14 protein-coding genes are annotated in these 19,881 nt (G+C 70.9%); 2 read left to right on the forward strand and 12 right to left on the reverse strand.

The window, feature by feature from the left end; all coding sequences use genetic code 11:
• Window positions 1–8: 8 nt before the first annotated feature.
• From PH203_RS14805 to rsmI, 12 genes are all read right to left on the reverse strand, one after another.
• Window positions 9–1,907, reverse strand: a complete 1,899-nt coding sequence (locus tag PH203_RS14805) for a PQQ-binding-like beta-propeller repeat protein (RefSeq protein ID WP_289920395.1) — start codon at window positions 1,905–1,907, stop codon at window positions 9–11.
• Between the two features lie 54 nt (window positions 1,908–1,961).
• Window positions 1,962–3,761 carry a PQQ-binding-like beta-propeller repeat protein gene (locus PH203_RS14810; protein WP_289920396.1) on the reverse strand — a complete coding sequence of 600 codons (1,800 nt, stop codon included), beginning with the start codon at window positions 3,759–3,761 and terminating at the stop codon, window positions 1,962–1,964.
• A gap of 190 nt (window positions 3,762–3,951) precedes the next feature.
• Window positions 3,952–5,754: an ABC-F family ATP-binding cassette domain-containing protein gene (locus PH203_RS14815; RefSeq protein ID WP_289920397.1), complete on the reverse strand. Its 1,803-nt coding sequence runs from the start codon at window positions 5,752–5,754 to the stop codon at window positions 3,952–3,954.
• Between the two features lie 109 nt (window positions 5,755–5,863).
• The gene (locus PH203_RS14820; RefSeq protein ID WP_289920398.1) at window positions 5,864–6,979 is read right to left on the reverse strand and encodes an N-acetylmuramoyl-L-alanine amidase; all 1,116 of its coding nucleotides are present in this window, start codon (window positions 6,977–6,979) and stop codon (window positions 5,864–5,866) included.
• A 165-nt stretch (window positions 6,980–7,144) separates the two neighbouring features.
• Window positions 7,145–9,136 carry a nitrate- and nitrite sensing domain-containing protein gene (locus PH203_RS14825; protein ID WP_289920399.1) on the reverse strand — a complete coding sequence of 664 codons (1,992 nt, stop codon included), beginning with the start codon at window positions 9,134–9,136 and terminating at the stop codon, window positions 7,145–7,147.
• Between the two features lie 154 nt (window positions 9,137–9,290).
• On the reverse strand, window positions 9,291–10,070 hold the full coding sequence (locus PH203_RS14830; RefSeq protein WP_289920400.1) for an MHYT domain-containing protein: 780 nt from the start codon (window positions 10,068–10,070) through the stop codon (window positions 9,291–9,293).
• A gap of 252 nt (window positions 10,071–10,322) precedes the next feature.
• The gene (locus PH203_RS14835; RefSeq protein WP_289920401.1) at window positions 10,323–11,231 is read right to left on the reverse strand and encodes a 4-(cytidine 5'-diphospho)-2-C-methyl-D-erythritol kinase; all 909 of its coding nucleotides are present in this window, start codon (window positions 11,229–11,231) and stop codon (window positions 10,323–10,325) included.
• Window positions 11,228–12,130: a 16S rRNA (adenine(1518)-N(6)/adenine(1519)-N(6))-dimethyltransferase RsmA gene (gene rsmA, locus PH203_RS14840; protein ID WP_289920402.1), complete on the reverse strand. Its 903-nt coding sequence runs from the start codon at window positions 12,128–12,130 to the stop codon at window positions 11,228–11,230. Before rsmA ends, PH203_RS14835 begins: the two co-directional genes overlap by 4 nt.
• Before the next feature lie 179 nt (window positions 12,131–12,309).
• Window positions 12,310–13,698 carry a resuscitation-promoting factor gene (locus PH203_RS14845; protein ID WP_289920403.1) on the reverse strand — a complete coding sequence of 463 codons (1,389 nt, stop codon included), beginning with the start codon at window positions 13,696–13,698 and terminating at the stop codon, window positions 12,310–12,312.
• Between the two features lie 96 nt (window positions 13,699–13,794).
• Window positions 13,795–14,685, reverse strand: a complete 891-nt coding sequence (locus tag PH203_RS14850; protein ID WP_289920404.1) for a TatD family hydrolase — start codon at window positions 14,683–14,685, stop codon at window positions 13,795–13,797.
• Between the two features lie 51 nt (window positions 14,686–14,736).
• On the reverse strand, window positions 14,737–15,156 hold the full coding sequence (locus tag PH203_RS14855; protein ID WP_289920405.1) for a hypothetical protein: 420 nt from the start codon (window positions 15,154–15,156) through the stop codon (window positions 14,737–14,739).
• Between the two features lie 246 nt (window positions 15,157–15,402).
• Complete coding sequence (rsmI, locus tag PH203_RS14860; RefSeq protein ID WP_289920406.1) at window positions 15,403–16,251, reverse strand: 16S rRNA (cytidine(1402)-2'-O)-methyltransferase; 849 nt, start codon at window positions 16,249–16,251, stop codon at window positions 15,403–15,405.
• A gap of 62 nt (window positions 16,252–16,313) precedes the next feature.
• On the opposite strand from rsmI, the gene PH203_RS14865 reads away from it, so the two are divergent.
• Entirely contained in the window at window positions 16,314–18,065 is a 1,752-nt protein-coding gene (locus PH203_RS14865; RefSeq protein WP_289920407.1) for a phospholipid carrier-dependent glycosyltransferase, read from the forward strand.
• Between the two features lie 124 nt (window positions 18,066–18,189).
• Window positions 18,190–19,821, forward strand: coding sequence for a penicillin-binding transpeptidase domain-containing protein (locus PH203_RS14870; protein ID WP_289920408.1), 1,632 nt, complete (start codon window positions 18,190–18,192; stop codon window positions 19,819–19,821).
• The last annotated feature ends 60 nt before the right edge of the window (window positions 19,822–19,881 follow it).

The raw sequence follows: 19,881 nt of genomic DNA on the forward strand, positions 1-19,881 counted from the left end.
CCGAGCGATCACTTCGCTCCGAAACCGATCGCCAGATACTCCTTCTCGTCCGAACTGCTGCCGTAGTCGCTCGCGTAGACCTGCGACATGAAGAACCGGCCGTCGTGGTAGAGAAGTTCGTGGGAGTCGGGGAGGAAGCTCGTCTCCACATCGCGCACCGTCTCCACCGCAGGCATCTCCAGCAGCTTCGTCTCCTTGAAGCTGCCGCCGTCGATGGTCACGACCTGACCGCCCTTGTCGTACGGCGGCCGCTTGTACGCCAGCACGTTGCCGCCGTCCATCCGCAGCGGGGTGAACGAGTAGCCGTCGCCCGCGTCCGCGCGCTGGCCGGTCTGCTTGCCGGTGGCCAGGTCGAAGGCGACGATCGAGTTGGTGCGGCTGTAGTTCTCGCCGGTGACCTCGCGTTCCACCGTGGGGAGGTAGAGGCGGTCGTTGCCGACGACGAGCGAGAAGCAGTACTCGATCCTGGTGATGCCGTCGCAGCGGGCGGTGAACTGCTCGGGGTCGACCGAGATACGGGACCGCAGCTTGCCGGTCTTGTTGTCGATGGCGAACGCGTCCGAGATGCCCAGGGCGCCCTCGACCTCACCGACCTCCGCCGCGACCACCAGCGGCTCGGTGGAGACGATGCTCGCGTACTCGATGCCCTGCGCCATCTTGTACTCGGAGATCACCTTCCCGGAGACCGGGTCGATGGTCTGGATGTGCAGCTGACGGGCGCCGTAGGAGCCGCACTTGCGGACCGCGACCAGCTTCTCGCCGCCGCCGTAGCCCGCGTCGTAGCAGGTGTCGGTCGGCTTCGGGGCCCACAGCGACTTGCCGCTCTTGAGGTCCCAGGCGCCGCCGCCGCTGGTGCTGCCCGCGGCGACCGTGCCGGCGCTGACCGTGACGTTGTCCCAGGTGATCAGTCGGTCACCGGACTTGGCGGTCTTGGTCCACAGCTTGGTGCCCGCGGCCAGGTCGATCGCGGCGATCTGGCTGCAGCCGGCCGTCGGCTTCTCCTTCGTCGGCATCGCGGGCTCGTAGGCGATGGCGGTCAGGCCGTCCTCGGTGGCGTGGCGGCTGGCCTGGCAGACCGGGCCGGGCAGCTTGACCGTCCACAGCTTGGTGCCCTTGGCGGGGTCGTAGCCGACGACCTCGGCGATGCCGCTCTTGGCGTACACCTTGTCGGTCAGCCAGGAGCCGTTCACCGTGTACGAGGTGTCGACCTTGATCTCGGGCTGCGGGACCTGGAAGAGGACGGACGCGGCCGTGTCGGCCGGGACCTTCTCGTCACCCTTGCTGGAGGTCCCCCCGGTGCCGCCCTTCTCGTCGCCGCCACCGCCGGTGCCGCCGCTCGAACTAGCGGTGTCGTCCTTGCCGTCGTCGCCGGACGAGGAGGCGTACCAGACGCCGCCGCCGATGATCAGGGCGACCGCCACGACCGCCGCGATGATGATCGCCAGCTGCGCGTTGATCTTCCGTCCGCCGCCCGTCGGCCCGCCGGGCTGTGCGTGCAGCGGCACGGTCGGCTGCTGGTACCCGTAACCGGGCTGCTGGCCATAGGGGTTGGGCTGCTGACCGTAGGGGTTCGGCTGCTGGGCGTAGGTGTCCGGCTGCGGCTGGCCGTAGCCGCCGGGCTGCTGCCCGTACGGGTTCTGCGGCTGGCCGGGATGGCCGTACCCCTGCTGCCCCGGAGGGGCCTGCGGGGGCGGCGGTGTCTGCGGGGCGCCTTGCGGCGGCGGGGGCGCCTGGGGGTAGCCGTAACCGGGCTGCGGCTGCTGGGCCGGGGGCTGCGGCGGCGGCTGCGGCGCGCCGAAGCCGGGCTGCTGCGGAGCCGGCGGCTGCTGCGGCGGCTGGTCCTGCGGTGGGCCGAAACCTCCCCCGGGCGGGGGCTGGTTGGGCGGCGGGGGCGGCGGCTGGGTCATGACGCGGGTACCTCGGAACTGGGGACGACGGCGGGAACGTACGGGGGCGGCGGGCTACTTGCCGTAGGCGAGCATCAGCTTCTCCTGCGACTCGTCGCTGCCGCTCAGCCGTGTGGTGGAGAGGTAGAAGCGACCGCCGGTCCAGTCGATGGCCTTGGAGTAGAAGCCGTCCTCGATGTCGGCGATGCCCGCCGGGTTCTGCAGGAGCTTCACGGGCTTGTGGTCCGAGCCGCCCGTCGTGAGGGAGACGACCTGGCCGCCCGCGTCGTAGGACGGCTCGACGTACGCGATGAGCTTGCCGTTCTCGATCTTCATCGGGAGCATCGACTCGTCCGCCGGGGACTTGACGCGCCACTTCTCCTTGCCGTTGGCGAGGCTGATCGCCACGATCTCGTTGGCCGAGCCGGTGGCCTCGGTCGGCAGGTAGAGGGTGTCGGCGTCGGCGACCGCGCCGGTGCAGCCCGTCAGGTCACGCGCGAAGATCGCCCAGTCGCAGGCGGGGGCGAAGTCCTCGTCCACGCCGACCTGGGAACGGACCTTGCCGCTCGCGGTGAACGCGGCGATGTTCCAGGTGTCCTTGTCCTCGTTGGTGGCGTACACGACGAGCGGGTCGACGGAGTAGGCGCGCGCGACCCGCCAGCCCTTGTCGTAGGCGAAGGTCCACTTGGCCTTGCCGGTCGCCGGGTCCAGCTCCTGGACCTCGTCGTGCTCCTTGTCACCGCCGGCGTCGCAGGAGGAGACGACGATCAGCTTGGGACCGCCCGCGAAGGCGCTCGGGAAGCAGGCGTTGCCGTACTTCGCCTTGTCGAACAGCTTCTTTCCGGTCTCGACGTCGTAGGCCACACCGGACATCGAGCGGCCGACCATCAGGGTCTTGCCGGTGATGGAGAGCTCGATCTGCAGGGTGCTGTCGAAGAGATCGCCGTCGGCGACCTCGGCGGTCCAGCCCTTGGCGCCGGTGTTGAGGTCGATCTCCTGGAGCTTGTTGCACTCCGCGCGGTCGCTGCTGCCGCTCATGTAGGCGACGACGATCTTGTCGGCGGCCGTCTTCTGCGAGCTGGCCGCACAGATCTTCTGGTCGAAGGTGATCGGTTCCCAGGCGGGCTTGCCGTCGGCGACGTTGTAGGCGAAGAGCTGCTTGTACGCCGCCTTCACCGCGGTCTTGTCGGTGATCCACATACCGGGGGCGTCGGCGCCGTTGCCCGGCGCGTCGGGGGCGTCCTTGTACCAGAGCACCTTCGACTCGCCTGCCTTGCGGCCCTCGTTGAGGTCCGTCTGCTCCTCGCCGCCGCCACCGTCGCCGTACCCGGGGTTGACCGGGTCGTCGGAGGCGGACGGCTTGGTGCCGCCGCTCTCCTGGGCGACCGGCTTCTTCGGGTCCTCGTCGCCGCCCGCGACCGCCCACACGGTGCCGCCGACCACCAGCAGACCGGCGACGGCCGCGGCGATGGCGAGGGCGGGCTTGCCCTTGAAGGGGTTGCGCGAGCCGGACGGCGGGGTGCCGGGGGCACCGGGGAACTGCGGCTGGGGCGGGTAGCCGTGACCGGGCTGGCCGTAGGGGCCCGGCTGCTGGGGCTGTCCGTACGGTCCGGGCTGGGCGTAGGGGCCGGACTGCTGCGGCTGGGCGTAGGGGCCCGGCTGCGGCTGCGCGTACGGACCCGGCTGCTGCGGCTGGCCGTACGGACCGGCGGGCGGCTGCTGCGGGTAGCCGTAACCGGGCTGCTGCGGCGGTGTCGACGGCGGACCCTGCGGTGGCGGCGGCGTCTGCGGCGGGCCCGCGGGAGGTGGCGGCGCGCCGAATCCCCCCTGCGGCGGCTGGTCCTGCGGTGCTCCAAAACCGGGCGGCTGGGTCATCAGCGCGTTCCCCCTCGTTCACTGATTTTTAGCCACGCCCTGAGGTACGTAACGGCTCAGAGTCGTACTCAGAAAGTTCTCAGACGGCTCTTTCTATCACTCGGGACTGACAGCGAACCGGGCCGATCACCCCCTGTACCCAAGGGAGGACCGGCCCGTGATGCCACCGTTATCCGCCTTCACGCACCCTTCACGCGTCCTCGGCGAGTTCCAGCCAGCGCATCTCCAGCTCCTCGCGCTCGGCCGCCAAATCCCGCAGCTGGGCGTCGAGTTCCGCCACCTTCGCGAAGTCCGTTGCGTTCGCGGCGATCTGGTCGTGCAGCTTGGTCTCCTTCTCGGAGACCTTGTCGAGCTGCCGCTCGATCTTCTGGAGTTCCTTCTTGGCGGCGCGCTGGTCGGCCGCGCTCTTCTCCGGGACCGCCTTCTGGACGACCGGCGCGCTCGCCGCGGCCGCCTCCTCCATCTTGTGGCGACGCTCGATGTACTCGTCGATCCCGCGCGGGAGCATCCGCAGGGTGGCGTCGCCGAGGAGGGCGAAGACCCGGTCGGTCGTGCGCTCGACGAAGAAGCGGTCGTGGGAGATGACGATCATCGAGCCGGGCCAGCCGTCGAGGAGGTCCTCCAGCTGGGTCAGGGTCTCGATGTCGAGGTCGTTGGTGGGCTCGTCGAGGAAGAGGACGTTGGGCTCGTCCATCAACAGCCTGAGCAGCTGGAGCCGGCGCCGCTCACCGCCCGACAGGTCCCCGACCGGCGTCCACTGCTTCTCCTTGTTGAAGCCGAACGTCTCGCACAGTTGCCCGGCGGTCATCTCGCGCCCCTTGCCGAGGTCGACGCGCTCGCGCACCCGCTGCACGGCCTCCAGCACCCGCAGGTCGGGGTCGAGTTCGGCGACCTCCTGGGAGAGGTAGGCGAGCTTGACCGTCTTACCGACGGCGACCCTGCCGCCCACCGGCTGGGTCTCGCCCTCGGTGCGCCACGCCTCGGCCATGGCCCGCAGCAGCGAGGTCTTGCCCGCGCCGTTGACCCCGACGAGGCCGATGCGGTCGCCGGGGCCGAGCTGCCAGGTGATGTGCTTCAGGAGCACCTTGGGGCCGGCCTGGACGGTCACGTCCTCCAGGTCGAAGACCGTCTTGCCGAGCCGTGAGGAGGCGAACTTCATCAGCTCGCTGGTGTCGCGCGGCGGCGGCACGTCCTTGATGAGCTCGTTGGCGGCCTCGACGCGGAAGCGCGGCTTCGACGTACGGGCAGGGGCGCCTCGGCGCAGCCACGCGAGCTCCTTGCGGACCAGGTTCTGCCGCTTGGTCTCCTCCGTCGCCGCGATGCGCTCGCGCTCGGCGCGCGCGAAGACGTAGTCGGAGTAGCCGCCCTCGTACTCGTAGACGGCGCCCTTCTGCACGTCCCACATGCGGGTGCAGACCTGGTCGAGGAACCAGCGGTCGTGGGTCACGCAGACGAGCGCGGAGCGGCGCTCGCGCAGATGCCCGGCGAGCCAGGAGATGCCCTCGACGTCGAGGTGGTTGGTGGGCTCGTCGAGGACGAGCAGGTCCTGTTCCTCGATGAGCAGCTTGGCGAGCGCGATACGGCGGCGCTCGCCACCGGAGAGCGGGCCGATGACGGTGTCCAGGCCCTGCGGGAAGCCGGGCAGGTCGAGGCCGCCGAAGAGTCCGGTCAGGACGTCCCGGATCTTGGCGTTGCCCGCCCACTCGTGGTCGGCCATGTCCCGGATGACCTCGTGCCGGACGGTGGCCTCGGCGTCCAGGGAGTCGTGCTGGGTGAGGACGCCGATGCGCAGGCCGCCGGAGTGCGTGACGCGGCCGGTGTCGGCCTCCTCCTGCTTGGCGAGCATCCGGATCAGGGTGGTCTTGCCGTCTCCGTTGCGCCCGACGACGCCGATGCGGTCGCCCTCGGAGACGCCGAGCGAGACACCGTCGAGCAGGGCACGGGTGCCGTACACCTTGCTGACGTTCTCGACATTGACCAGGTTGACGGCCATTACGCTCCTGCCCGGGGGCTGTGCTCGACATGCGGCTCCGCCGCGGGGGTCAGCCTCCCAGCCTAATGTGCGCCGGTCGGTGACCGATCCCGCGGCGGATCACCGCAGATCAGCGGGCTGCGGCCGCGCGGATCTCGCCGAGCAGGTCGTACATGACCTGGCCGGGGCACTCGGTGGTGAAGTAGTCGCGGTGGCCGCCGATGGTGTTCGTGTCCTTCTTCGAGCCGTTGACGGGGTTCACATAGGTGACCCTCGCCTCGGGGTCGAGGCCCTTGAACCGGCATATCACCTTGATCAGCCGGGTCAGGGACGCCTTGGCCGCGTCCGTGGGGCCGTTCTCCGTGAGCGTGCCGATGAGGGCGATGCCGAGGGCGCCGGAGTTGTAGCCCACGGAGTGGAAGCCGGTGACGAGGTCGCCGTCCGGGTCGAAGGCGGGGATGCCGTCGTCGCCGGAGTAGCGGCCCTCGTAGACGGTGCCGGACTCGTCGATGAGGAAGTGGTAGCCGATGTCGCCCCAGTCGTTGGTGATCGCGTGCAGCTCGTAGATCGCGCGTACCGTCGCGGCGGGGTCGGGATCGTTGTTCGGCGTGGCGGTGTGGTGGACCGTGATGATCTGCAACGGGTAGTACTTCTCGGGCGAGTTGACCTTGCCGTCCTTGTACCGCTTGGACTCGTCGGCGCCCCACGCCGGGCGGGAGAGGTAGCGCACCCCACGCACGCGTGTCGGCTCGCTGGGCACCTGGAAGGTGCGGCCGGGGCCGTCGGTGACATCGATCGCCAGCGAGGCCACGTCGGACACTCCGCCCGACGCCTTCACCTCATAGGCGGTGGCGTTCTGGGCCGCCACCAGCGCGCTGCCCCCGTCCTCGACGGCCGAGCAGCCCGCGGTCACGGTCTGCCAGTCACCGTCCGCGAGGCGGATCGCGGCGCCGTCCTCCGCGCCGGACCAGCGCACCCCGACGTAGGAGGCGGCGAAGGCGGTGGTGACCTCGCCGGTACCGGTGGCGGCCTCGGTCCGGGTGGCGGGGAACTTCTCCGGGGTCGTACCGGAGGAACCGGTGCCGTCTCCGTCACCGGAGCCGGAGTCGGAGCCTGAGTCGGTGGCCGCGAAGACCGCCGGGGTCACGGCGGCCGCGCCGGCCACGGCAGCGGCGGCACCGATCACGCCACGACGGGACAGAGAGCGCTTGCGACGGTGGGACGGGGTGGGGGGTTGTTCGGACACGGACGTGCCTTGCCTTTCAAGGGGGGTCACTCGACAGGCGCCGCGCGGCGTTCGGCATGACGGACGCCGTGTGGCGCTTGAAGTGTCAAGTGACCCTAGGGGCCCTTGGTTTCCCTCACGTACTACTTTTCCGATACTTGGTGTGGAGATAGCGCGAAGACATGGTCACGCCCCGGCAGCGCCGAATCCCGGCCGCTGCTGCGGGATCAGTGCCGCGGCCGGCGCCAGCCCGCGGCCGCCGAAGGCCTGTTCGCCCACCGGCATGTCGTCCCGCATCAGCGCCTCGGGGATGAGGACCGCCGCGGTGACACCGCCGTTCGGCGAGGCCCGCAGCTCGACCCTGAGGCCCTGCCGGTCGCGCAGCCGGTTGACCACGAACAGACCGATCTGCTTGGCGTCCAGGAGGTCGACCTTCTCGGACTGGATCTTGCTGTTGGCCTCCGCGAGGGCCGCCTCGTTCATGCCGAAGCCGCTGTCCTCGATCTCGATGAGGACACCGTCGCGCATCCGGGCCGCGCGCAGCTGCACCTTGGTGCTGGGCGGCGAGAACGCCGAGGCGTTCTCGACGAGTTCGGCGAGCAGATGGATGACGTCGGCGACCGAGCCGCCCACCACGGACACCTTCGGCACCGCCCAGATCTGTACCCGGGGCGAGTTCTCGATCTCGGCGACCGCGGCCCGCAGTACGTCCGCCAGCGGGATCGGGTCCCGCCAGCCACGGCCGGGCGCGATGCCGGACAGGATGAGCAGGGACTCCGAGTGACGGCGCATCCGGGTCGCCAGGTAGTCGACGCGGTACAGGTCCTGGAGCTCGTGCGGGTCCTGCTGCCGGTGCTGCATGCCCTCCAGCAGGTCCAGCTGGCGGTGCAGCAGCACCTGGCTGCGGCGCGCGAGGCTGACGTACACGCCGGAGATGCCGCTGAGGAGTTCGGCGCGCTCGGAGGCGGCCTTGAGGGCGGCACGCTGGACGGCGGTCAACGCGGTGCCCACCTGGGCGAGTTCATCACCGACGAGACGCCGCAGGGGAGCCTCGGCGTCGATGTCGACGCCCTGGCCGGCGTGCAGCTTCCGCATGGCCTGCGGCAGCCGGCGGCCGGCCACCTCCAGGGCGTCGTTGCGCAGGTCGAGCAGTTCGACGATGAGACCGCGCCCGACGAGGACCGACACCAGCAGCGACAGCAGCACACCGACCAGACCCAGCACCACGGCCACACCGGAGGCCCCGAGGGTGTTCCAGCCGAACGGGTCGGCCTTCGCGGTCGCCCCCGTACCGGCGGCGGCCTCGGCAGCGCTCAGGTCCTTCAGGACCCCGGCCGACGCCGAGTCCCATCCGGCGAGCAGTCCCGACGACACCGCTGAGGAACCCGGCCCGGCGCTCTGCACCCGGTTCTCGACCGCCTGCAGCTTCGCGTACCGGTCACCGGAGAGGATCTCCTCGTACGCCGCCTGGTGCTCGGGCTTGAGGTCGTCGGCCGCCGGCTGCAGCAGCTGCCGCTGTGTGGCGACGGCCCCGACGAACTGCGCGTACTCCTGCCGGGTCAGCTTCCCGGCGGTCTCGCCGGCCGCCAGCAGCGCCTGCTCCTGCGCCAATGCCTCCCGCGCGTGGGCGAGTTCCAGCACCACGCGCGCGTCGGAGGCGGCGTCGGTGCTCTGGTCACCGGTCAGCCCGCCCGCCACCGAGAAGGCGTCCGCGATGACCGCCGAGTACTTCGTGTACGCCACGGAGGGCTTCTGGGCCGCCTGCGCCCGCAGTCGGTCTAGCCCACCGGCCTCGCTCTTCAGTGTGTCGAGCCGCTCGGGCAGGCTCGAGTCGAGCAACGCCGCGTCCGAGCTGGAGGCGTTGATGCCGTCGAGCAGGGCCGCGGCCGCCCTGTCGGTCGCCTTGGCGGTCGTCTTTCCGGCGGCGCGGTCGCCCGGGTCCCGCATCACGGCGACCCGCTCGTTCTGCAGCGCGTCGACGAACTCGCCGACCGGGGTGAGCAGTTCGGCGTTGACGTCCTTGGCGCGCTCGGCGTCGCCGATGCCGGACGCGGTGGTCACCGCGGCGAAACCCCACAGCGCCATCAGGGACACGATGGGCAGCATCAGCAGCGAGACGATCTTCGCCCGGACGGATCTGGGCCGGAGTCTGCCGGTCGTGGTGCGGAGAAGGCGCATGGTGGTACCTCGGTTGTGAAGAATGCCGGTGCGTGGGGGCGCCGCTTCAGGGGCGCGGGGCTGGGTCGGTCCGCGGCTCCGCCGCGTGGGTGGGACCAGCCATGACGGACCCGCGGACGCCGGGTTTTCGGGCGCCGCGGGTCCTTTGGCGCTCTCAGGCCGTGGCCAGCTCGACCTCGCGGAGAATCTCCGCGGCGACGGCCGACTCGTGCCGCCTACCGGTGGGCGACAACGCCACATACGCGGCGGCCAGGAACAGGAACGACCCGAGCACCACGGCCAGCGGGAAGATGAACTCGGTCGGCGTCGCCCCGGGCAACCCCGCGCTGCTCGGCGCGAGTTCGATGCTCACGGCGTACATCGCGGTGTAGTGCATGCTGCTCACCGCGAGTCCCATGACCAGCGCGGCGAGGACCGCGAGCACGCCACCGCGCACGATGAGCGTGAGCGTGAGCGCCGCCGTGGCCGCGACGACGGCGATGGCGACGGACGCGATCACGAGCCTGGGGTCGTAGTTGACCTCACCGTGCAGATTCAGCGCGGCCATGCCCGTGTAGTGCATGGCCGCGACACCGATGCCGGTGCCGAGTCCGCCGAACACCACCGACGTCACACGGGACTTGCCGTATCCCGCGGTGAAGACGCCCGCCGCGACCACACCGATGGACATCAGCAGGCTGAGCACGGTGAGCGGGACGTCGTATCGAATGGGTGTGCCCTCGACGGTGAAGCCCAGCATCGCGATGAAGTGCATGGTCCAGATGCCGGAGCCGATGGCGACGGAGGCGAGCAGCAGCCAGTTCCGTTTCGAGGCGCCGTCGGCCTCTAGCGCCCGGAGGGTGCAGCGCAGTCCTAGTGCCGAACCGACGCACGCCATGACATAGGAAAGGACGGGGGTGATCCAGCCGGCGCTGAAATGGTCCATGTGACCCATGGGGGGATTTCCTCTCGCCCGCGGCGCCGGCGGGGGGTCGCAGCGCACACGAATACCGCCGGTTACAGAACCGGAGGTTGGCTGATCATGCCAGCCCTCCCCCATGGGACAGAGGCGGGCGAAAAGGACCATGGACCGCATTGGTGAACATTAAAGTACTGTGGCCTAGGTAACACCTGACCTGCATGAATATGCAGTCAACCCCTCGTTCGTGAAGAGTTCGGGAAGGTTCGGGAGAATGTCGGGAGACCGTCAGTTTCCAGCCACGACAGAGGCACCCGGCGCGGGCGCCGAAGCGGTCCGCACCGTGCGGCACGTCCCGGACGCCTTGAGCGCCTCGGCGACCTTCAGCGCCGACTCCGGATCCCGTGCGAGGAACGCCGTCGTCGGGCCGGAACCGGACACCAGCGCGGCGAGCGCACCGGCGCTGCGGCCGGCGGCGAGCGTGTCGGCGAGCTCCGGGAAGAGCGAAAGAGCGGCGGGCTGCAGGTCGTTGGAGACAGCCGCGGCGAGCGCGTCCGGGTCGCCCTTCGCGAGCGCGTCCAGCAACGGCTGCGAGGCGACCGGCTCGGGCACGTCGAGCCCCTCGGTCAGCCGGTCGAACTCCCGGAAGACGGCAGGGGTGGAGAGCCCGCGCCCGGCCATCGCGAACACCCAGTGGAAGGTCCCGCCGACGTCGAGCACCCGCAGCTTCTCTCCCCGCCCGGTCCCCAGCGCCGCCCCGCCCACCAGGCTGAACGGCACGTCACTGCCCAACTCGGCACAGATGTCGAGCAGTTCCTCACGGGAGGCGCCCGTGCCCCACAGGGTGTCGCAGGCGAGCAGCGCCCCGGCCCCGTCCGCGCTGCCGCCCGCCATGCCGCCGGCGACGGGGATGTCCTTGGCGATGTGGATGTGCACGGCCGGCTCGATCCCCCGGCGCCCGGCGAGGGCGATCGCCGCCCGCGCCGCCAGGTTCGTCACGTCGAGCGGCACCTGCGCGGCGTCCGGCCCCGCGCAGGTGATGCGCAGTTCGTCGGCCGGGGTGACCGTCACCTCGTCGTAGAGGCCGACCGCCAGGAAGACATTGGCCAGGTCATGAAACCCGTCGGGCCGAGCGGCGCCGACCGCGAGCTGGACGTTGACCTTGGCGGGGACACGGACGGTGACGGTGACGCTCACGGGCGGCTGGACTCCTCGTGGTCGGCAGGGCTCTCAAAGACGCGGTTCTCGGCGATACGGGCGAACTCCTCGACGGTCAGCGACTCCCCGCGCGCCTGCGGCGAGACCCCCGCGGCGACGAGCGCGGCCTCGGCGGCGGCCGCGGAACCGGCCCACCCGGCGAGCGCGGCCCGCAGCGTCTTGCGGCGCTGGGCGAAGGCGGCGTCCACGACGGCGAAGACCTCCTGCCTGGAGGCGGTGGTCTTGATCGGCTCGGCACGCCTGACCAGCGACACGAGCCCGCTGTCGACGTTCGGCGCGGGCCAGAAGACGTTCCGCCCGATCGCCCCGGCCCGCTTCACCTCGGCGTACCAGTTCGCCTTCACCGACGGCACGCCGTACACCCGCGACCCGGGCCCGGCGGCGAGGCGGTCGGCGACCTCCGACTGCACCATGACGAGGGTCCGCTCGATGCTCGGGAAGGTTTCGAGCATGTGCAGCAGGACGGGCACGGCGACGTTGTACGGCAGGTTCGCGACCAGCGCGGTGGGCGCGGGGCCGGGCAGCCCGGTGACCTGCATGGCGTCCGAGTGCACCAGCGCGAACCGTCCGGCCCGGTCCGGCATGCGCGCCGCGATGGTGGCGGGCAGCGCGGAGGCGAGCACGTCGTCGATCTCGACCGCGGTGACCCGGTCCGCGACTTCGAGCAGCGCGAGGGTGAGCGACCCCAGCCCCGGCCCGACCTCGACGACCACGTCGTCCGGCCGGACATCTGCGACACGGACGATACGGCGCACCGTGTTCGCGTCGATCACGAAGTTCTGCCCGCGCTGCTTGGTCGGGCGCACACCGAGGACGTCCGCGAGCTCACGGACGTCGGCGGGGCCGAGGAGGGCGTCGGGGGTGGGGCTGCTGGTCACGGGACAAGGGTACGGGGCGCGGTCCGGACCGCCGTCCGCCACGGGGCGTCACGCCCGACGCCGCCCACGTCACGCTCCGCATCGCACACCGGCTTCTGACGTCGGCACGGACTCACAGACTCACGAACTCACAGACTCACAAGCTCACGGACTCGCGGCCTCACGCACACCCCCACGCCTCACCCGCTCAACCGCCGCCCGCAGTGCGGCCAAGGACTCGCTCCTCGCTGCACGTACAGCTTCTTCGCGCGGAACGTCTGCTCCGCCGCCGGCGCGTCCTGCGGCCGCCCGCTTCCGCCGAGCCCCTGCCAGGTCCGCGTGTCGAACTGGTACAGGCCGCCGTACGTCCCCGAGGGGTCCACCGCGTTCGGCCGGCCGCCCGACTCGCACGCCGCCAGCGCGCCCCAGTTCAGCCCGTCCGCGCCCTGCACGGACGTCGGCAACGGCCTGGTCCCCACCTTCACCACCTGGGTGCGCGCCTCCCGCACCACCTCGGACCTGATCCGCCGCGGCTTCTGCTTGACGCCGTTGACGGTCCGCAGGGAGTACGTGACCCGCCGCAGCCCGTTCTGCCCGGCCTGCTCGACGACCTCCGTGCCCTTGAAGAGCGAGGAATCCTCGGTCCGCTCCACCCGGAAGGGGATCGCCTCCTCACGGACCTCCTTGGCGCCGGTGATCCGCAGCACGGTGACGGTCTGGCCGTCGCGGGGGAAACTCCCGGGCGCGACCGACGTCGTGTCCTGCCCGCGCAGCGTGATGCCGGCCTCCTCGACGACCTCCCGCACAGACGCCGCGTTGGTGCGCACGGTGCGCGAGCGCCCGTCCGCCATGACGGTGACCGAGCGCTCGGTGCGCACGTCCAGCGCGAGCCCCTCGCGCCCGATGGCCCGGGAGCGCGGGGTCGAGATGTACGCGCCCTCGGCACGCACCCCCAGCTGTTTGAGCGCCCCCTCCACCGTGCGCGCCGTCGTCCACACCTCGCGCCGCTCCCCGTCGAGCGTGAGCCGTACGGGGCGCCCGTAGTGCACCGCGATCTCGTCGCCGCTGCTGAGCGCGGTGCCGGGGGCGGGCGCGACCACGTCGTGCGCCCCCACGTCGACGCCCTCGTCGGCGAGCAGCTCGGTGACGTCGTCGGCGAAGGTGTGGAGGGTGCGTGGCTTGCCGTCGACGGTCAGCTCGATCGCCTTGTCCTTGGCGACGAACGCGGTGGTGCCGCCGGCGAGGAACGCGACGACCAGCGCCTGCGGCAGCAGACGGCGCATGGTGGAGTCCGCGCGCTCGGCGCCCCGCGCCTTCCGCCGGCGCGCGGCCCGCCGGTTCGCTCCGGCGCGCGAGGCGGGCGCGGGCGCCGGTGTGTCCATCTGCGCGCCGGGGCTGCCGGGGCCTCGGGGCGCGTCATAGGCGGGCCGGTACGTGTCCTCGTACGGCAGGTCCTCGTACGGCAGGGGCGCCGGCATGGGCATCGGCGGTGTCGGCGCGACCTGCACGCCGTACGCCACCGTCTCCGCGCTGTGCGGGTCGTAGGCCGCGCCGTACGGCTCGTACGTCTGGTACTGGGAGTTGCTCACGCCGACACGCTCCAGGGTCCAGAGAGACCCAGAACCTAGCGGAGCGACCGTCACTCTCCAAAGCGACGCGGCTACACGCGGTCACACCCGCTCGGGTCAGTAACCGAACGCCCGAGCGGTGTTCGCGGCAAGTGCAGTAGCCAGCGCGTCCTCGTCGATCCCCCGTACCGCGGCCATCGCGCGCACCGTGACCGGAATGAGATAGGGAGCGTTGGGCCGTCCGCGGTACGGCGCGGGCGTCAGGAAGGGCGCGTCGGTCTCCACGAGGAGCAGCTCCAGGGGCGCCACCGCCACCGCGTCCCGCAGGTTCTGGGCGTTCTTGAAGGTGACGTTGCCGGCGAAGGACATGAAGTATCCGGCGCGGGCGCAGATCTCCGCCATCTCGGCATCGCCGGAGTAGCAGTGGAAGACGGTGCGCTCGGGGGCGCCCTCCTCCTTCAGCACGCGCAGGACGTCGGCGTGCGCCTCGCGGTCGTGGATGACGAGGGCCTTGCCGTGCCGCTTGGCGATCTCGATGTGGGCGCGGAAGGAGCGCTCCTGCGCCTCCTTGCCCTCGGGACCGGTGCGGAAGTAATCGAGGCCGGTCTCGCCGACGCCCTTGACCTCGGGCAGCCCGGCCAGCCGGTCGATCTCGGCGAGTGCCTCGTCCAGGGCGGCGTCACCGCCGGGCGTGCGCGCCCCCTGCCGGGACCAGCCGTCGGGGTCGCCGTGCACGATGCGCGGCGCCTCGTTGGGGTGCAGGGCGACGGTGGCGTGGACGGCGTCGTACTGCGCCGCCGTCCGGGCGGCCCACTGCGAACCCCGTATGTCGCAGCCGACCTGCACCACGGTCGTCACGCCCACCGACACGGCCTTCGCGAGGGCCTCGTCGACCGTGCCGGACTGCATGTCGAGGTGGGTGTGGGAGTCGGCGACGGGCACCCGGAGGGGTTCCGGGAGCGGCGGCGCCGCGTTCTTCTCGCCGGCGCTGGAGCTGGAGGAGGGCATGCCCCGATCCTACGAAAGGGGCATGCCCTCCTCCCGGGGGGAGGCGGTGGCTCAGCTGGCCCTGCGGTGGAAGGGGTGCAGGAGGTCCGACAGATGCCAGTGGTGGCGCTCCTCGGCCTGTGCCTCGGCCTGCGCGCGCACCTCGGGCACCTCGACCGGTCCGGCCTGCGGGGTGCGGTGCTGATGCCGGTGCACCGCGTCGAGCACCGATGACACCTGTCCCGGCCGCATGATGCGCACGACGTGTCCGTCACAGTTGTGGCACGTGGGGCGACTCAGCGGCGACGGCACCACCTGGCCGTTCACGACGTACATCACGAAGTCATGGCCGTCGGCCGCGGTGTGGTGCTCTATCTCGTACGACTGCTCCCAGCCGTGCCCGCACCGCATGCAGGCGAAGGAGTACGACTCGTGGACGACGGCGGTGGCGCCACTGCGCAGTGCGGCGGTCTGCCCTGCGATCTCGCTCATGCCGGCTCCTCTGGTCCGCTGGACATCGGGACGGGTGCGTCCCTGTCTCCAGTGGACGCCTCTGCCGGAGCGAATGCACGAGCCCTGTCGACTGTTGGAACCGTCTTGGACTTTCCTTGCCGAAACGGCCTCGCCGAGAGGGCTGGGCTTTGCTTTCCACCATCGTCCTTTGCCTGCACGTGGGGCGCACGCTCAAACGGCATGCGCCCTGCTCAGAGGCCATGTGCGCCGCGTCACGCAGGCCCGTCAGGCACCCGCGTTCTTCGCCGCCACCACCGCGTCGAAGACCTCCCGCTTGGGCAGCCCGGCCTCCGCCGCGACCGCCGCGATCGCCTCCTTGCGGCGCTCCCCGGCCTCCTCGCGCACCCGCACCCGCCGCACCAGCTCGGCGGGGTCGAGTTCCCCGGGCCCCTTCTCCGGGGCGCCCTCGACGACGACGGTGATCTCTCCCCGTACGCCCTCGGCGGCCCACGCCGCGAGCTCCCCCAGCGGACCGCGCTTGACCTCTTCGTACGTCTTGGTCAGCTCGCGGCAGACGGCCGCCCGCCGCTCGGCGCCGAACACCTCGGCCATCGCGGCGAGGGTGTCGTCGAGCCGGTGCGGGGCCTCGAAGTAGACGAGGGTGCGCCGCTCCTCGGCGACCTCGCGGAGCCGGGTCAGCCGCTCACCTGCCTTGCGCGGCAGGAAGCCCTCGAAGCAGAACCGGTCGACGGGCAGCCCCGACAGCGCGAGCGCCGTCAGCACCGCCGACGGCCCCGGTACGGCGGTGACGCGGACGTCCTTCTCCACCGCGGCCGCGACCAGCCGGTAGCCGGGGTCGGACACCGACGGCATCCCGGCGTCGGTGACGAGCAGCACGCGCGCGCCGCCGACGAGTTCCTCGACCAGCTCCGGCGTACGGGCGGCCTCGTTGCCCTCGAAGTACGACACGACGCGCCCCTTGGGTGTCACGCCGAGCGCCTGTGTGAGGCGGCGCAGCCGACGGGTGTCCTCGGCGGCGACCACGTCCGCTCCGGCCAGTTCCTCGGCGAGCCGGGGCGGGGCGTCCGCGATGTCGCCGATGGGGGTGCCTGCCAGTACAAGGGTTCCTGTCACTTTTCCATCCTCGCAGGACCCGTCCACGGGACTCCCACAGACGTGTTCCCTACGATGGCGCGGTGACCAGTACAGCGTCGTCCATGGACTCCACGGACACCCGGCAGGCCCAGGCACCGCAAGACCAGCGGCCGTCGTGGCAGCAGCGGCTGCGCCGTTTCGGCTACACGGCGGGGCCCAGAAGCGACGTACGCGACCGGCTCGTACCGCCGTACGCCGAGCCCAACCCGCGGATGTGGGGGGCGCTCGGCCTCCCGAAGGCGCTGGTCGAGCGGCTCGTGCGCTGGTCGGGCTGGGGCGGGCCGCTGCTGGTCACGCTGTTCGCGGGCGTCATCCGGTTCTGGAACCTGGGCAGCCCGAAGGCGGTGATATTCGACGAGACGTACTACGCCAAGGACGCCTGGGCGCTCGTCCACCGCGGCTTCGAGGTCAACTGGGACAAGAACGCCAACGATCTGATCCTGGACGTCGGAAGCAAGGTGTCGGTCCCGACGGACGCCTCCTACGTGGTGCATCCGCCGGTCGGCAAGTACGTCATCGGGCTCGGCGAGCTGATCTTCGGGTTCGACCCGTTCGGCTGGCGGTTCATGACGGCGCTGCTGGGCACGCTGTCGATCCTGATCCTGTGCCGGATCGGCCGCCGGATCTTCCGCTCGACGTTCCTCGGCTGTCTCGCGGGCGCGCTGATGGCGGTGGACGGGCTGGCCTTCGTGATGGCCCGCACCTCGCTGCTCGACGGCGTGCTGATGTTCTTCGTGCTGGCCGCGTTCGGCTGCCTGGTCGTCGACCGCGACAGGGCGCGGGAGAAACTCGCGGCCGCGCTGCCCGTGGGCGCGGACGGCCTGGCCCGCCCCGACGCGCACATCGCGGAGACGACCCGCTTCGGATGGCGCCCCTGGCGCTGGCTGGCCGGCCTGATGCTGGGCCTGGCCATCGGCACCAAGTGGAACGGCCTGTACATCCTGGCCGCGTTCTGTGTGATGGCCGTGCTGTGGGACGTCGGCTCCCGCAAGGTCGCGGGCGCCCGCCACCCGTACGAGGCGGTCCTCAAGCGGGACCTCGGCATCACGTTCCTGGCGACGGTGCCGGTCGCGATCGTCACGTACCTGGTGTCCTGGATCGGCTGGATCCTCTCCCCCACGGACGGCACCGGCGGCTACTACCGCAACTGGGCCGCGACCGACGGGAAGGACAGCAGCTGGTCCTGGCTGTTCCCCGACTGGTGGCGCAGCCTGTGGCACTACGAGCACCAGGTCTACGAGTTCCATGTCGGCCTGCACTCCCCGCACACCTACCAGTCCAACCCGTGGAGCTGGATCGTCGACGGCCGCCCGGTCTCGTTCTTCTACGAGTCCCCCGCGCCCGGCAAGGACGGCTGCCCCGTCGACGCGACCGAGAAGTGCGCCCGCGAGGTCCTGGCGATCGGCACCCCGCTGCTGTGGTGGGCGGCCGCCTTCGCGATCGCCTACGTCCTGTACCGCTGGTTCTTCCGCCGCGACTGGCGCGCGGGCGCCATCGCCTGCGGCATCGCCGCCGGCTATCTGCCCTGGTTCATGTACCAGGAGCGCACGATCTTCTACTTCTACGCCGTCGTCTTCCTGCCCTTCCTGTGCCTGGCCGTGGCGATGATGATCGGCGCGATCGTCGGACCGCCGAACTCCAGCGACACCCGGCGGGTGGCGGGGGCCACGGGGGCGGGTGTGCTGGTGCTGCTGATCGCCTGGAACTTCATCTACTTCTGGCCGCTGTACACCGGGACGGCCATCCCGATCGATGACTGGCGTTCGCGGATGTGGCTCGATACCTGGGTCTAGCCCGGGACTTGGGCCTGGCCCGGCTCCACCTCAACAACTCGGCTACAAAAGGAAACACCTCTCACAGTTTTCACTCAGCCCACTTAAAGTGCGGAGGACTGAGAACGGGGAGGGGATCGGTTCCATGGGCAAGGGGGTCAAAACCGCCGTCATCGGCAGCGTGTTCGCTGTGATGGTGGGCGGCGCCGGATACGGCGCGTTCAACATCGTGTCCGCGCTGAACGGCGACGGGGGACCCGGCGGAGCGGCCGAGCCGACCTCGGGGCCGCTGAGCGCCGACGAGGTCGAGAAGGCGTCCGGGACGTTCTTCACGGGCTGGGAGAAGGGCGCGGCGGCCACCGCGGCCCAGTCCACGAACAACAACGCTGCGGCGCAGTCCCTGCTGACGGACTACCGCGACGACGCGCGCATCACCGGCGTGAAGATCACCCCGGGTGCGCCGCAGGGCGCGACGGTGCCGTTCACCGTGAAGGCGACGGTGTCGTACAAGGGCACGTCCAAGCCGCTCACGTACAAGAGCTCGCTGACGGTCGTGCGCGGGATCACCACGGGCAAGCCGCTGGTCGACTGGAAGCCCTCCGTGGTGCATCCGGAGCTGAAGTCGAAGGACGACGTCCTGGTCACCGGCCCGTCCTCGGCGCCGCCCATCGAGGCGCTGGACCGCGACGGCAAGGTGCTGACGAAGGAGAAGTACCCCTCGCTCGGGCCGGTCCTGGACGCGCTGCGCGAGAAGTACGGGCCCCGCGCGGGCGGTACGCCGGGGGTCGAGCTGTATGTGCGGCACAACGCGGACGGCTCCCCCGACACCTCGCTGCTCACCCTCGCCAAGGGCAAGGCGGGCAGGCTGGAGACGACGATCAGCGCGGGCGCGCAGGCGGCGGCCGAGACCGCGGTGAAGAAGTACGCCAACTCCTCGGTGGTGGCGGTCAAGACGGGCACGGGCGAGGTGCTGGCGGTCGCCAACCATCGCGACGACGGCTGGAACGCGGCCTTCGAGGGAGCCCAGCCGCCCGGTTCCACGATGAAGATCATCACCTCGGCGATGCTCATCGACAACGGCGTGACCTCGATGAACGGCCCGGCGCCCTGCCCGGACGACGCGATATGGCAGGGGCAGACCTTCAAGAACCTGAAGGGCATGAAGCCCAACCCCGGCGCCACCCTCGCCAACAGCTTCATGCGGTCCTGCAACACCGCCTTCATCAAGCTGATCGACGAGAAGCCGCTCAGCGACTCCTCGCTGACCGAGGAGGCCCAGGACAAGTTCGGGCTCGGCCGGGACGACTGGAAGACCGGCATCACCTCGGTCGACGGCAGCGTGCCCGCCGAGGCCGGTCCGGACCGGGCCGCCAACGCCATCGGGCAGGGCAAGGTCACCATGAACCCGCTGAACATGGCGTCGGTGACGGCGACCGCGATCACCGGCGCCTTCCGCCAGCCCTACCTGGTCTCGCCGAAGCTCGACGACCGTGAGCTGGCCACCGCCGAGGGGCTGCGGTCCGGCACCGTCTACCAGCTGAAGCAGATGATGCGGCTGACGGCGACGCAGGGCACCGCGGCGGGTGTCATGCAGGGGCTCGGCGGGGACATCGGGGCGAAGACCGGTTCGGCCGAGGTGGACAACGTGGCCACCTCCAACAGCTGGTTCACCGGATTCCGCAACGATGTCGCCGCCGCGGCCATGTCCGAAGGGGGCGGTCACGGCGTCGACGCGGCCGGACCCATCGTCAAGGCCGTACTGGCGGCGGGTGGCTGATCTCACCCGCACAGGACGGGACTCTAGGGTGGTTGCCGTCGTTGAGGTGATGGACGAGGG

The sequence above is a fragment of the Streptomyces sp. S.PB5 genome (genome assembly GCF_030403745.1).
Lineage (GTDB): Bacteria > Actinomycetota > Actinomycetes > Streptomycetales > Streptomycetaceae > Streptomyces.